Genomic DNA, 13,731 nt, shown 5'->3' with positions numbered 1-13,731 from the left:
CTACACCGGCTCCACGCGGGAGGCGGGCTCGGTGGCGGGCTCCAGGCGCGGCGCGTCCTCCGCGAGCCCCGCCGCGCACAGCCGCACCACGCACATCCACACGCAGTCCGCGAGCAGCAGGTGCACCAGTTGCATCGTCACCGGCGCCAGCAGCACCAGGTTGATGATGCCCGCGCACAGCTGCGCCACGTACATGCCGGTGAGCCACGTGGAGGCGCGCCGCACGTCCGGCGAGGGCCGCAGCCGCGCCACCTGGCGGCCTCCGAACACCAGCAGCGCGCCCATGGCCACCGCGATGGCCGGGTGGAACATGCGCAGGCGCAAGAGTACGTGCGCCGTCTCCGACAGGTCCTGCTCGAAGCCGTGCGCGAGGCTGGTGGCGGGGAAGAGCGTGTCGCCCAGCGCGGCCACCGCGCCGCTGACGCCCAGCACCAGCATGCCGGCGATGCTCCCGCCCAGCAGCGCGCCCACGACGCCCTGGCCCTGGAGCACCATGCGCGCGCGGCCCTTGGATGACCACACCACCAGCGTCTGCGCGCCCACCAGGAGGAAGGTGTTGGTCAGGTGCACGCCCATCCACACCGCGCGTCCCAGGCGCGCGTCCTGCGCCACGTACTTGAGCAGCACGATGCCCGCGCCCACCAGACCCTCCGTGAGCATGAACACCAGCGCCCAGAACGCCGCGCCGCGGCCCGGGTGGCCCTTGGGGAACTCGCGGCGGGCCCAGACGTAGAGGGCGACGGCGAGCACCGTGGCCAGGCCGCTGGTGACGCGGTGGGTGTACTCGATGAGGGTCTGGATGGAGGGGGCGCGGGGTATCACCTCGCCGTTGCAGACGGGCCAGTGGTCACCGCAGCCCGCGCCGGAGCCGGTGGCGCGCACGAACGCGCCCCAGAGGATGACACCCAGGGTGTAGAGGAGCACGCCCTGGCTGAACCACTGGAAGCGGCGGGTCGCGGCGGTGGGAAGGGTCATCGTGCCCTCCCAGTACCGCATTCGTTTACAGGGGACCACCGCGTGCCCGTGTCCGCCTGCCCGCCGCGCGCCAATGGCTCAACACCTGCGCTTATGGGGCCACCCACGGCAGTCCCCAACCCGGGGGGAAGTTGTTAGCGTCACCTCGTGCCCCGAGACCGCGAAGCGCCCCCTGCCTCCTCGACCCCTCACGATGCGGCCGAGCGCCTGCGTCGGCTGGAAGCGGCCATCGAGGAGGGACGTGCGCGCAAGGACGCGGCCCTGGAAGGCTGGGTGCGCCGGATGGGCCGCCTGCCCACCGAGAAGGAGCGCGACCGCTGGGAGCGGGAGTGGGAGCGCGGCGCGGAGCGGGAGCGCCAGCGGTGGGAGAAGCAGTGGGAGCGCGAGTCGAAGGACGCCCTGCGCCGCGCGGAGCGGCAGGCCAAACGCGACGCGTACATCTCGCAGCAGCAGGCGCACCGCGATGCGAAGCGCGCGGAGAAGGCGGCGCGGGAGGAGGCCGCGCGAAACCCGGTGGTGGGCGTGGGTCAGCTCGTCGTCGCGCTGGCGTGCGTGGCCACGGTGGTGCGATTGCCGGAGCAGTACTGGTGGCTGGTGTTCGTGGCGCTCGCGTTCTTCAAGGGCGCCGCGAAGCACCTGCGGCCGAGCAACAACCCCCTGCTGACGCGCGTGGAGGAGCCGCCCGCGCCGGTCCTGCCCCAGGCGAAGGTGCCGGAGGCGCCGGCGGATCCGCGCCTGACGCGCGTGGACGCCGTCTGCGAGAAGCTGCTCGCGGAGCTGCGAGCGGGGAAGGGCGTGTTGCAGGAGATGGTGCGCTCGCCGGAGCGCACCGTGCAGGACCTGCGCAAGAGCTGCCACGAGCTCATCCGCCGCGAACGCGAGCTGCGCACGGTGGCGCCGCCGGAGGACGTGCAGCGGCTGGCGGACGAGCGCAAGAAGCTGGAGACGCGCTGGGCCGCGGAGGAGGACGTGGTGGTGCGCGACCGGCTGCGCGCGGCGTTGCAGGTGCTGGATGAGCAGGTGCGCCAGCGCGCGGAGCTGACGAAGGCGGCGGACCGGCTGGAGGCCGAGTTCACGCGGCTGGCGTACACCCTGGAGAACCTCTACGCCCAGGTGCTGCGGGTGCGCTCGGCGGACGCGGCGGACGCGGACGTGGCCGGCGCGGGCCTGCGCCACAGCGTGGAGCAACTGGGCGCGGAGGTGGACGCGGTGACGTCCGCGCTGGAAGAGGTGCACGGCGCACCCGTGGATGGCCGGGTGCGCACGCGCTGAAGGGCGGTGCGGGGCTATTCGCCCGCGTGCTTCGACGGCGGCGGTGCGCCGGACGCGCCGGTGATGCGGACGGTCTTCGCGTTGACGAACTCGCGGATGCCCAGGTCGGCCAGCTCGCGGCCGTGGCCGGAGTGCTTCACGCCGCCGAAGGGCAGGCGCGCGTCGGAGGCGACGAGCGCGTTGACGAACACCATGCCGGCCTCGATGCCGTCGATGAGCCGGCGCTGCTCGTTCGCGTCCTGGGTCCACACGCTGGCGCCCAGGCCGAAGGGCGTCGCGTTGGCCAACTCGATGGCGTGCTCCAGGTCGCGGGCGCGCAGCAGCGTGGCCACGGGGCCGAAGAGCTCGTCATGGAAGGCGGGGGCCTTGGGCGGCGGATCCGCCAGCACGGTGGGCGGGTAGAAGTTGCCGGGGCCGCCCTGGGGCTTGCCGCCGAGCAGCAGCCGGGTGCCGGCCTTCACGCTCTCCTGCACCTGGGCGTGCAGCCCTTCGAGGATGCCGGGCGTGGCGAGCGGACCCACGTCGGTCTTCGGATCCATGGGGTCACCGACCACCATGGTCTTCATGCGTTCGACGAAGCGGCGTTCGAACTCCTGGGCGATGGGGTCGGCGACGATGAAGCGCTTGGCGGCGATGCAGGACTGGCCGTTGTTGATGAGGCGCGCGGACACGGCGGTGTGCACGGCCTTGTCCAGGTCCGCGCTGGGCATGACGATGAACGGGTCGCTGCCGCCCAGCTCCAGGACGACCTTCTTGATGGCACGGCCCGCGGCGGCGCCGACCGCGCGGCCGGCGCCCTCGCTGCCGGTGAGGGTGACGGCCTTCACGCGAGGGTCTTCGATGACGCGGTTCACGTCCGACGTTTCGATGAACAGCGATTGGAAGGCGCCCTCAGGGAAGCCGGCGGTGCGGAAGATTTCTTCGAGGGCGATGGCGCACTGGGGCACGTTGCTGGCGTGTTTGAGGAGGCCCACGTTGCCGGCCATGAGTGCGGGGGCGGCGAAGCGCACGACCTGCCAGAAGGGGAAGTTCCACGGCATGATGGCGAGGACGGGGCCCAGGGGCTGGTAGCGCACGAAGGCGGTGTCACCGTCCACGTCGATGGGCATGTCGCGCAGGAGCTTCTCCGCGCGGGTGACGTAGTAGCGGCACGCGGTGGCGCTCTTGATGGACTCGGCCTTGGCTGCCTCCAGGGGCTTGCCCATCTCCTCCGTCATCATGCGGCCGAAGCGACCGGCCTCGACTTCGAGGATCTCAGCGGCGCGGCGCATCCAGCGGGCGCGGTCCGCGAAGGACGTCTCGCGGTAGGAGCGGAACGTGTCCGCGGCCCGTTGCAGCTTGCGCTCCAGTTCCTCGGACGAGAGCACGTCGAACGTGCGCAGCGTCTTGCCGGTGGTGGGGCTGATGGTGGCGATGGCCATGTGCGGGTGCCTCCCGGTGAGAACGTCACCGGGTGATAACAGGCCACACCCCCGTGACAATGCCTCCCGGGTCCGAGCGTCCAGGGGCGTACGCCGGACGCCGGTGACTCAGGACTCCAGGACGGTAGGCGACAGCGCATCCGACTGGAGCGCGGAGATGAAGGTGTCGAGGTCTTCCGCCAGCAAATGGACGCTGTTCGTGCCCGGCCGGGCATGCGCGTCCCAATAGAACACCTGGCCCGCTGTGGCACCGGTCACGGACAGGCACACCTTGTCCGCGCCCTCCGTCGTCGCGATGGGGAGCAGCTCTGGGGGGATGCGATCCCGGAAGACCTCCAGGTTCCAGTCCAGGTTGCAGGCTTCGATGGGGTCGTTGAGCCCAAAGAAGAAGTGGATCCGGCCGAAGGGATTCCCTGGCAGACCCTGGAGCTTGAAGAGGTCGCGCTCCGGCCGGCCACCATTGCTGGTCAGCAGGAACTCACGAAGCGGGAGTGGGAGCGCGAACCCATATCGCTGCTCGAACGCATCCAGGTCCGCGTTGCTCAGCAATGGTCCACCCTCAGTCGTTCGCATGACCTTGGCCTCGCCTGAGCGTCCTCACTTCTGCTCCAGGTATCCTGCCGAAGGGACCATGACCTATCAGAACGAGTGGCGACCCCGATTCTCCGTTTCACCGCACAGGTCGAGCTATGTCGTGGAGGGCCGCCCGGTGGCGGTAGACAACTTGAGCGTCCGCACCATGAACTTCGGCCAGCATTGGCGGACGCCGGGCATCGTCGAGGTGCGCTACGAAGTCATCCTGCCCGGCGCCTACGCCGTGGCGCTGCTCGAACAGGACTGGGTCGAAGTGGTGGAGGACGGTCAGCGCTTTCTCTCGCCGGATCATCCATTGGATCAGGCGCTGCGTGCCCTCGGCTGGCCAGAGCCGGCACGAGCGCTCGCGGACCCTGCGACGGCCCATCTGCTCATCGACTTCTTCGCTCACGAGTTGCTGTTGCGCTGGTTCGACGACGGCGTGCCCACGGCGGCCCCTGGCTTCGTGCTCAACACCGTCGACGAGTTCCGCATGGCTGGTACCGACGTCTGGATCGCGGGCCGAGCGCGCCCCGAACTCCCTGGCGTGAACCATGCCTTTCAGGACTGATGAGGAACGACCCATCGTCGTCTCTGCCCGGCATCCGTGACCGAATCATGACCGAACCACCGGGTGCCCACGGCCAACGGCATCTAGGCCCCGTGGTCCCATGGCTTCCGACTCGCAGGAACTCGCGCGGAGGCTGTGCATGGGAATGGCCGTGGGAGGCAGGAGTGGAGTGAAGGCCGACATCAACGTCACCCCATTGGTGGACGTGGTGCTGGTGCTGTTGATCATCTTCATGGTCGTGACGCCGCTGGCCCAGCAGGACAAGGACGTCACCTTGCCCACCGCTCAGGGCGAGCCTCGCGAGAAGCCCGAGCCACTGGTCTTCTCCCTCACCGCCGACAAGGCGCTGTACGTCGGCAAAGAGGCCTTCCCGGACGCCGCGCGCTTCCAGGAACGCGTTCAGCAGGAACTGCGCGCCCAGCCAGACCGCAAGCTGCTCCTCAAGGCCGATGAGACGCTGACCTGCGGCGACGTGCTCGGGGTGCTGCAACAGTCGCGGGACGCGGGTGCGCTGAAAGTGTCCCTGGGTGTCTCCATGCGGAAGAACTGAGGAGGACCGCCATGCACGCAAGACGCCCATTCGTGGTGAAACCCCCATCCGGTATCCAGTCGGACATCAACATCACGCCGCTCGTGGACGTGGTCCTCGTGCTGTTGATCATCTTCATGGTCGTGACCCCGCTCATGCGCGGGGAGTTCCAGCTCCAGCTCCCGTCCGCGCAGGCCACCCCGACCGAAGAGCCCCCGACGTCGAAGGAGCTGGCCCCCGGCCTCGTGCGTCTCACCGCGGACGGCACGCTCCTCCTGGAAGGTGAGCCCGTGAGCGAAGCCGACTTCGTGCCGCGCCTGCGTGCCTTCCTGGAGGCCCGTCCCAAGGGCCAACGCGGCCTGTTCTTCCAGCCTGACGCCCGTGCCCCCTACACCCAGCTCATCGTGGCCCTCGACGGCGCGAAGGTCGCGGGAGCGGAGGCGCTGGGCCTGTCCGTTCAGAACCCCTAAGCACCTGGAGCCTGCCCGACACTCGCCGCGAAAAGCCCGTGGCCAGCCCGCACCCGCTGTCCTAAGTCACATCCATGTCACGAGGGCCATGGCGGTGGGTGTCGGGTTGGGACGTGATGGTGACGCGGCCCCTGGGGCTGCTCTTGCTCGTGGTCGCGTGCGTCCTGGGCTTCGTCGTCCTGTCCGACGAAGTCCATGAAGGCGACACGCAGGACATCGACGAGCGCATCGTGCGCTCCCTGCGCCGTGACGAAGACCCCGCGCTCCCCCGAGGCCCGTGGTGGCTCGCGGAGACCGCTCGCGACGTGACGTCCCTGGGCGGCTTCCCCGTCCTGGCGCTCCTCACCGCGGCCGTGTGCGGCTTCCTCGTGGTGGCCCGCCGCTACCGCACCAGCCTCTTCGTGCTGTCCGCCATCGTCGGCGGGTGGATCCTCAACGCGCTGCTCAAGAACCTGTTCCACCGCCCGCGCCCCTCGGTGGTGCCCCACCTCACCGAGACGATGTCCACCAGCTTCCCCAGCGGCCACGCCATGCTGTCCGCCATCACCTACCTCACGCTGGGCGCGCTGCTGGCCCAGTTCGCTGAACACCGCCGCGTGAAGGTCTATCTCCTCTCCGTGGCCCTGGTGCTCTCCGTCCTCGTGGGCTGCACCCGCGTGTACCTGGGCGTGCACTACCCCACGGACGTGCTCGGCGGCTGGGTGGCCGGGCTCGCGTGGGCCCTGTTCGTCACCGTCGCTGCCCGCACCGTGCGCCGCCGCAGCCCCGCCCTTCGGGAAGAGGCCCAGCGCCCCGTGGAATGAGCCTTGCGCCCACGGCCCCCACGCAGGATGAAGGGGCCACCACCCTTTTCGACCCACCTCCCGTGTCCCTCGTCCCCGTGAACACCCGCCACTCCCTGCCGCCCGCGAGGCGCGGATGATCCAAGCGTGGCTGTGGAAGCTGGGCCTGGGACGCGGCCGGGTGCACGTCTTCTACGACGAGGCCTACCGCCTCCCCCTCACCGGCATCGAGTCCTCCGTGGGCATCGAGCCGCGCGGGACCGACTTCACCACCTGGTACCTGCTGGAGGCCGGCGTGGTGCGCGCCGCGGACGTGCGCCACCCCGTGCCCGTGTCCTACGCGCAGCTCTCGCGCGTGCACGACGCCCGCTACCTGGAGTCCCTCTCCGACCCCGCGACCCTCGCGCGCATCTACGCCACCGACCCGTCCGAGGTCCCCGTGGACGCGCTCCTGGACAGCGTGCGGCTCGTGTGCGGCGGGACGCTGGGCGCGGCCCGGCTGGCGCTCGCGCGGCAGGGGCCCGTGGTCAACATGGCCGGCGGCTTCCACCACGCGCGCCCGGACAAGGGCGGCGGCTTCTGCACCGTCAATGACATCGCCGTGGCCGTGGCGGACCTCCGCGCCTCCGGCTTCGACGGCTCCGTGGCCGTGCTGGACCTGGACGCGCACCCGCCGGATGGCACCGCGGCGTGTCTCGCCGGACAGCCCAAGGTGTGGATCGGCTCCGTGTCCGGCAGCGACTGGGGCGTGCTGCCCCCCGGCGTGGACGAAACACGCGTGCCGGACGGCTGCGACGACGTCACCTACGTGCAGAAGGTGAAGGACCTGCTCGCGCGCATGCCCGCTTCCGACATCACCTTCGTCATCGCTGGCGGGGACGTGCTGTCCGGGGACCGCTTCGGGCGCGTGGGCATCACGCTCCAGGGGGCGCGCAAGCGCGACGTGGCCATCGCCGCCGCGCTGCGGGGACAGGCCAGCGTGTGGCTGCCCGGTGGCGGCTACCACGCGGAGTCCTGGAAGCTGTTCGCGGGCACCGTGCTGGTGCTCGCGGGCCTGGGCCACCAGCGCATCACCGCGCGCTACGACCCGCTGAGCGCGCGCTTCCAGCGCATCGCGCACCTGTTGGATCCGGAGAAGGCGAACACCGCCGGGAAGGTGCCGCACTGGGAGCCCTTCTCGCTGGAGGACCTGGAGGGCCCGCTGCGGCTGGGGCCGGAGGTGCAGCCGCGCGTGCTGGGCCACTACACCGCGCAGGGCATCGAGTACGCGCTCTTCCGCTACGGCCTGCTGTCGTACGTGGAGCGCCTGGGCTACAGCCGCCTGCGCGTGCAGGTGGCCTCCACCGGCGGCACCGGCGACCGCATCATGGTGCTGGGCCACGCGGGCGGCCGCGAGCACCTGCTGTCGGACTCGGTGGTGGAGAAGAAGGAGCTCCAGGGCGAGACCTTCCTCTTCGCCAACTGGCTGTCCCTGCGCCACCCCCGCGCGCGCTTCAGCGACAAGCGCCCGCAGCTGCCCGGCCAGGAGGTGCCCGGCCTGGGCCTGTCGCGTGAGACGACGGAGGTGCTGCTCGCCATGGCCCAGCGACTGAGCCTGGCCGGCGTGGCCTTCCGGCCCATGTGGTACCACCTGGCCGTCGTCGCGCGCGGCCGCTTCCACTTCTCCACCCCGGAGCGTCAGGGCCGCTTCGAGGCGCTGATGCGCGACCTGTCCTCGCTGTCGCTCGTGGAGGCCACACGCGCCGTGGCCGAAGGGCGCGTGCGCCTGGATGGCCAGCCGTATCCGTGGGAGCCGGACGACATGCTCTGCCGCCTGTCACCCGTGTCCCTGGACGCGGAGGCCGTGGCGATGGAGCGCGAGCGCTGCCACTTCACCGTGGTGCCCGCGTCCGGTTGAAGCCGGGCCCGTGGTAGTCAGGACACGTGGACCTGGACGCGCAACGCCGTGAACAACACAAGCTGCGGCTGTCGTGGATGCCGTGGCTCTACTTCAGCCTCAAGCCGCGCCACCGCGAATGGGCGGAGGCCTGGCAGCGCGAGGTGCAGGACCGCCTGCGCGCGCTGGAGACAGTTGATATCGCCGAAGGATGTTTCATCGCCCCGGAGGCGCGCATCTTCGCGGAGCCCGGCCGCACCGTTCGCATCGGGCCGGGGTGCAGCATCGGCGCGGACGCCTTCGTGCACGGGCCGGTGGTGCTGGAACCGCGCGTCAGCCTCAACGCGCGCGTCAGCCTGGACGGCGGCACGTGCGGCATCCGCATCGGCGAGGGCAGCCGCATCGCCAGCGGCGCCACGCTCTACGCCTTCGACCACGGCCTCGCGCCGGACCGCCCCGTGCGCGAGCAGCCCGTCACCTCGAAGGGCATCGTGATCGGCCAGGACGTCTGGGTGGGCGCCAACGCGGGTATCACCGACGGTGTCACCGTGGGTGACCACGCGGTGATTGGCATGGGCGCCGTCGTCACCCGCGACGTGCCCCCGTGGGCCATCGTCGGGGGCGTGCCTGCACGCCTGCTCGGGGATCGCCGTCAACGCCCCCGTTCCGGAATTCCCGGGGGGTGGGAGCCTCCAGACTCCGAGGGAAACCCCTGAGTCCCGGGTGGGTCCATTGACTTTGAAACATTCGAGCGCCCTATGCTTCAGGTCGCGGTGAGACGGAAAGAGGGGTCGGGCCCGGACGCACCGGGTGGGTTTCCCTCCAATCCAGATTTCATTCCGTTTCATCCGTGATGAAGGAGGCCGCGGTGACGCAGGAGCAACGCGAAACGGGGAGCGCCGCTGCTCTGGGGCAGTCATCCGTGGCGGGCGACCTCGTGGACACGCGTCGCTTCCAGCGCGCCGGGTCGCTCTTGCGCGAGGCGCTCTTCGAACTGGACGCGGCGGGCCGCCTCGTCCTGGCGACCCCCGCCTGGGAGAGACTGGTCGGAGCGCCCGTGCACGCGTGGCTGGGCCGCGCGCTGGTGGAGCTGTTCCATCCGGAGGACCGGGACCAGGCGCGCGTGCTGCTGCGCACGGCGCTGGCGCGCACGGACGTGCCCTCGCGGCTGGAGCTGCGGCTGTCGGGCGGCACGCAGCCGCGCTGGGTGGAGCTGTCCGCGACGGGCGATCCGGAGCACCTGGGCGGCGTGCTGGGCACGCTGGTGGACGTCACCCCGCGCCGTCTGGCGGAGGAGGCCGCCGCCACGCGCGAGCGCTACCTGGGCGCGATGGTGGAGGTCCAGCGGCAGCTGCTCGCGCCGGAGGCCTCCGGGGATGTGTACAACTCCATCCTGGAGCCTCTGGGCCGCGTCGCGGGCGCCAGCCGCGCCTACGTCTTCGAGTTCCATCGCGACGCCTCCGGCCGGATGCTCCAGTCCCAGCGCGCGGAGTGGTGCGCGCCCGGCATCTCGCGCGAACTGGACAACCCTGACACGCAGGCGTGGCCCATCGATCAGGCCTTCACGCTGCACCAGCTGGAGCAGCTCCACCGGGGCGAGGCCGTGCAGGGCTCGCCGGAGGACTTCGGCGCGGACAACGCGCCCGTGCTGCTGGCGCAGGGCATCCGTTCGCTGCTGGTGCTGCCCCTGGTGGTGCACGGCGAGCCGTTCGGCTTCATCGGCTTCGACAACTGCGACGACTCGCGGCCCTGGTCGCACGTGGAGGTGAATCTGCTCTCCGGCGCGGCCGGCGCGCTGTCGCTGGCGCTGGAGCAGCACACCACGGACGCGCTGCGCGTGCGCACGGAGACGGCGCTGCGCCGCACGGAGGCCGGCTTCCACCTGCTCATCGAAGGGTTCCCGGACCCCGTGGTGGTGCACACGACGGACGGCATGCTCCTGTCGGTGAACCCGGCCATGGCCAACTACCTGGGCTACCAGGACCCCGCGCAGCTGTTGGGCCGGCACCTGCTGGGCCTGGTGCGGCGCGAGGACCAGGAGGTCGCACGCCGCCACCTGGAGGAGGCGCAGGACGGGGCGCTGGCGGCCCGCTCGCACGAGGTGCCGCTGGTGCGCCGCGACGGGCAGGTGGTGAGCGCGGACCTGGTGACGCTGGGTGTGCTCTTCGACGGCGTGCCCGCGCGGGTGACGGTGGCGCGCGACTTCACCGAGCGCAAGCACATGCAGGCGCAGCTCATGCTGGGGGACCGGCTGGCCTCCATGGGCATGCTGGCCGCGGGCATCGCGCATGAGCTGAACAACCCGCTGTCCTACGTGCTCTCCAACCTGGAGTTCCTGCACCGCGCGCTGGGCCCCATGCCCCGGCCCCTGGGCGCCGAGGAGCTGCTGGAGTACCAGCAGGTGCTGGACGACGCGCGCGAGGGCTCCGAGCGGATGCGCCAGATCGTCCGCCAGCTCAAGGTCTTCTCCCGCGTGGACGACGCGCACGAGGAGGCGGTGGACCTGCACCGCGTGCTGGACTCCGTGGCGCAGATGGCGGCCAGTGAAATCCGGCCGCGCGCCCGGCTGGTGAAGCAGTACGGCGTCGTGCCGACGGTGCGCGCCAACGAGGGCAAGCTGTTCCAGGTGTTCCTCAACCTGGTCATCAACGCCGCGCACGCGATTCCCGAAGGCTTCACGGACGAGCACGAAATCCGTCTCATCAGCCGCGTGGACGACGACGGCCGGGTGGTGGTGGAGGTGCGCGACACGGGCCGGGGCATCGCGCCGGAGCTGCTGCGCCGCATCTTCGACCCCTTCTTCACCACCAAGGCGCCGGGCCAGGGCACCGGCCTGGGCCTGTCCATCTGCGACACCATCGTGCGCGCGCTGGGCGGCACCATCGCCGCGGAGTCCACTCCGGGGAACGGCGCCACCTTCCGCGTCACCCTGCACGTCGCCGCGCGGCCCGCACGCGTGGCCTGAGCAGGCCTGCATTCCGCGTCCATGCGGCGGAGCGGGCCGCCCGTCCGCTGCCTCGAAATGGACTGAATCCGCCGCGCTCCCGTGTTCGAGTGTGGAGCGTCGGACGGCCTGCCCTCGCGTGCGCTGCCCTCCAGGGGGCAACGGCGGCACGCTTGGGACCCGCCCCGCCGCCGGGGGCCTTCCCTTCCGAAAGGCCGTGGAGGATGTCATGCACACGCTGAACGGCCGCCTCGCTCCCGTGCTCGGGTTGCTGCTGGGCTGCGTGCTGGCGCTGGGGCCGGGCGCTTCCAGCGCGCAGGATGGGACGCCGCAGGCTCCGGCTCCAGTGGAAGCTCCGGCGAACGGGTGCGCGGGCTCCGCGAACTTCCTCATCGGCGCGGCGCGCTCGGACATCACCGGCCCCGCGGCGGAGGTGGGGATGATGGGCTACGGGCAGGTGGGCCAGAAGACGGAGGGCATCCACCTGCGGCTGTTCTCGCGGGCGTTCGTCATCGCCTCGCCGTGCAACGGCCGCCGCGTGGCCTTCGTCAGCGCGGACCTGGGCATGGTGTTCCAGGCGGTGAAGCAGCAGGTGGTGGAGCGGCTGCGCTCGAAGCTGGGCGACACGTTCTCCGACGACAACGTGCTGCTCAGCGCCACGCACACGCACTCCGGGCCGGGCGGCTTCAGCCACTACACGTTCTACAACCTGACCACCTTCGGCTTCGTGCCCCAGAACTTCGAAGCCATCGTCTCCGGCATCACGGACTCCATCATCCGCGCCAACGCACGCCTGGCCGAGGGCTCGCTGCGGCTGTCCTCGGGCGACCTGCACGGCGCCAGCATCAACCGCTCACCGGAAGCCTACCTGCGCAACCCGGAGTCCGAGCGCGTCCGCTATCCCGACAACGTGGACAACCGCATGACGCTGCTGCGGATGACGGGAGCGGATGGGCGCGAGCTGGGGCTCGTCAACTGGTTCGCCGTGCACGCCACGTCCTTCGGCAACACGAACACGTACATCAGCGGCGACAACAAGGGGCTCGCGGCGCACACGTTCGAGGTGGAGAAGGGAGGACGGGCGCCCGGAGGCCCGGACTCCTTCGTCGCGGCGTTCGCGAACTCGAATGAAGGCGACGTCACGCCCAACATCCTGGGCGGCACGAACGGCGGCGGCGCGAACGACTTCGAGGACGCGGCCCTGTCCGCGAAGAAGCAGTACGACTTCGCCGAGCACCTGTGGTCCACCGCCGGGATGCCGGTGATGGGCGGCGTGGACTACCGGCACGCCTACGTGAAGATGGACGCGGTGGACGTCGCGCCCGCGTTCGCGGACGGCAGCGCGCACCGCACCTGTCCCGCGGCCATTGGACTGTCCATGCTGGCGGGCGCGGAGGATGGGCCCGGCTTCGGTTCGGAAGGGGCCACGTGCGAGTCCGTGCACGACGTGTGGAGCCAGTTCACCTGCGCCGCCGTCACCACGCCCTGCCAGGGGGAGAAGCCCATCGTCCTGGAGATGGGCACCATGAAGCCCTACCCGTGGTCCCCGGAGGTGCTGCCCCTGCAGGTGGTGACGGTGGGGCCGCTGGCGCTGGTGGCGGTGCCCTTCGAAATGACCACCATGGCGGGCCGCCGGCTGCGCGACACGGTGCGCGCGCAGCTCCAAAGCACGGGCGTGACGGACGTGGTCATCGCGGGACCGGCCAACGCCTATTCGGGCTACGTGGCCACGCGCGAGGAGTACGCGCGCCAGGACTACGAGGGCGCGTCCACGCACTTCGGCCCGTGGACGCTGGCGGCGCTGCAGCAGTCCTTCACGGGGCTCGCGGCCAGCTTGCGCGACGGGACATCCGTGCCGCCCGGCCCCACGCCGCGCGACCTGCGCAAGGCGGTGGTGGGGCTGCAGCCCGGCGTGGTGTTCGACGACAAGCTGCTCTGGGTGGACTTCGGCGCCGTCGCGGAGGAGGCGAAGGCGTCCTACGCGCGGGGCGACACGGCGAGCGTCACCTTCTGGGGCGGCCATCCGCGCAATGACCTGAAGCTGGGTGGCACCTTCCTTCGCGTACAGCGGCGGGAGGCGGATGGCACGTGGCGGGACGTGGCGAACGACGGGGACGGCGTCGCGCTGTACCACTGGCAGCGCGAGTACTGCGTGCCCACGCTCGCGTGCTCGCAGGTGCGAATCACCTGGCCCATTTCCAGGGACACGCAGCCGGGCACGTACCGGCTGGTGCATGAGGGGAACTGGAAGTCCGGCTGGGACGGGCGCATCCACCCGTACTCGGGAAGCTCGCGCCCGTTCACCGTGAAGTAGCGCG

The 13,731-nt window shown here is 70.9% G+C and carries 12 protein-coding genes; 9 read left to right on the top strand and 3 right to left on the bottom strand.

Annotated features, from left to right (window positions below; translation table 11 throughout):
* Complete coding sequence (locus D7X30_RS09350) at positions 1-975, bottom strand: COX15/CtaA family protein (protein ID WP_120562472.1); 975 nt, start codon at positions 973-975, stop codon at positions 1-3.
* 147 nt (positions 976-1,122) lie between these two features.
* Here D7X30_RS09350 and D7X30_RS09345 point away from each other — a divergent pair, with 147 nt between their 5' ends.
* Positions 1,123-2,247, top strand: a complete 1,125-nt coding sequence (locus D7X30_RS09345) for a hypothetical protein (protein ID WP_120562471.1) — start codon at positions 1,123-1,125, stop codon at positions 2,245-2,247.
* Between the two features lie 14 nt (positions 2,248-2,261).
* Here D7X30_RS09345 and D7X30_RS09340 read toward each other — a convergent pair whose 3' ends face one another.
* Together D7X30_RS09340 and D7X30_RS09335 are read right to left on the bottom strand one after the other, a co-directional pair.
* Complete coding sequence (locus D7X30_RS09340) at positions 2,262-3,668, bottom strand: NAD-dependent succinate-semialdehyde dehydrogenase (RefSeq protein ID WP_120562470.1); 1,407 nt, start codon at positions 3,666-3,668, stop codon at positions 2,262-2,264.
* Between the two features lie 108 nt (positions 3,669-3,776).
* Entirely contained in the window at positions 3,777-4,241 is a 465-nt protein-coding gene (locus D7X30_RS09335) for an SMI1/KNR4 family protein (protein WP_120562469.1), read from the bottom strand.
* A 58-nt stretch (positions 4,242-4,299) separates the two neighbouring features.
* Here D7X30_RS09335 and D7X30_RS09330 point away from each other — a divergent pair, with 58 nt between their 5' ends.
* From D7X30_RS09330 to D7X30_RS09295, 8 genes are all read left to right on the top strand, one after another.
* Positions 4,300-4,812, top strand: coding sequence for a hypothetical protein (locus D7X30_RS09330; RefSeq protein ID WP_120562468.1), 513 nt, complete (start codon positions 4,300-4,302; stop codon positions 4,810-4,812).
* 139 nt (positions 4,813-4,951) lie between these two features.
* Positions 4,952-5,362, top strand: coding sequence for a biopolymer transporter ExbD (locus D7X30_RS09325; protein WP_120562467.1), 411 nt, complete (start codon positions 4,952-4,954; stop codon positions 5,360-5,362).
* Between the two features lie 11 nt (positions 5,363-5,373).
* Complete coding sequence (locus tag D7X30_RS09320; protein ID WP_120562466.1) at positions 5,374-5,811, top strand: biopolymer transporter ExbD; 438 nt, start codon at positions 5,374-5,376, stop codon at positions 5,809-5,811.
* A gap of 74 nt (positions 5,812-5,885) precedes the next feature.
* Positions 5,886-6,614, top strand: coding sequence for a phosphatase PAP2 family protein (locus tag D7X30_RS09315; protein WP_120562465.1), 729 nt, complete (start codon positions 5,886-5,888; stop codon positions 6,612-6,614).
* Positions 6,615-6,729: 115 nt separating this feature from the next.
* Positions 6,730-8,490: a histone deacetylase gene (locus D7X30_RS09310; RefSeq protein WP_120562464.1), complete on the top strand. Its 1,761-nt coding sequence runs from the start codon at positions 6,730-6,732 to the stop codon at positions 8,488-8,490.
* 26 nt (positions 8,491-8,516) lie between these two features.
* Entirely contained in the window at positions 8,517-9,185 is a 669-nt protein-coding gene (locus D7X30_RS09305) for a DapH/DapD/GlmU-related protein (RefSeq protein WP_120562463.1), read from the top strand.
* A 152-nt stretch (positions 9,186-9,337) separates the two neighbouring features.
* Positions 9,338-11,434 carry an ATP-binding protein gene (locus D7X30_RS09300; RefSeq protein ID WP_120562630.1) on the top strand — a complete coding sequence of 699 codons (2,097 nt, stop codon included), beginning with the start codon at positions 9,338-9,340 and terminating at the stop codon, positions 11,432-11,434.
* Positions 11,435-11,642: 208 nt separating this feature from the next.
* Positions 11,643-13,727: a neutral/alkaline ceramidase gene (locus tag D7X30_RS09295; protein WP_120562462.1), complete on the top strand. Its 2,085-nt coding sequence runs from the start codon at positions 11,643-11,645 to the stop codon at positions 13,725-13,727.
* The last annotated feature ends 4 nt before the right edge of the window (positions 13,728-13,731 follow it).

It is taken from the genome of Corallococcus sp. AB011P, assembly GCF_003611605.1.
Taxonomy (GTDB): Bacteria; Myxococcota; Myxococcia; order Myxococcales; family Myxococcaceae; genus Corallococcus; species Corallococcus coralloides.
Note: the sequence above shows the minus strand (reverse complement) of the source record. Positions and strands in the feature narration are given on the sequence as shown.

What these genes read in the sequence shown, in the direction of transcription:
- D7X30_RS09325 (WP_120562467.1), top strand. Translation starts at nt 4,952, where the DNA reads ATGGGAATGGCCGTGGGAGGCAGGAGTGGAGTGAAGGCCGACATCAAC.
- D7X30_RS09340 (WP_120562470.1), bottom strand. Translation starts at nt 3,668, where the DNA reads ATGGCCATCGCCACCATCAGCCCCACCACCGGCAAGACGCTGCGCACG.
- D7X30_RS09295 (WP_120562462.1), top strand. Translation starts at nt 11,643, where the DNA reads ATGCACACGCTGAACGGCCGCCTCGCTCCCGTGCTCGGGTTGCTGCTG.
- D7X30_RS09350 (WP_120562472.1), bottom strand. Translation starts at nt 975, where the DNA reads ATGACCCTTCCCACCGCCGCGACCCGCCGCTTCCAGTGGTTCAGCCAG.
- D7X30_RS09315 (WP_120562465.1), top strand. Translation starts at nt 5,886, where the DNA reads ATGTCACGAGGGCCATGGCGGTGGGTGTCGGGTTGGGACGTGATGGTG.
- D7X30_RS09330 (WP_120562468.1), top strand. Translation starts at nt 4,300, where the DNA reads ATGACCTATCAGAACGAGTGGCGACCCCGATTCTCCGTTTCACCGCAC.
- D7X30_RS09320 (WP_120562466.1), top strand. Translation starts at nt 5,374, where the DNA reads ATGCACGCAAGACGCCCATTCGTGGTGAAACCCCCATCCGGTATCCAG.
- D7X30_RS09310 (WP_120562464.1), top strand. Translation starts at nt 6,730, where the DNA reads ATGATCCAAGCGTGGCTGTGGAAGCTGGGCCTGGGACGCGGCCGGGTG.
- D7X30_RS09335 (WP_120562469.1), bottom strand. Translation starts at nt 4,241, where the DNA reads ATGCGAACGACTGAGGGTGGACCATTGCTGAGCAACGCGGACCTGGAT.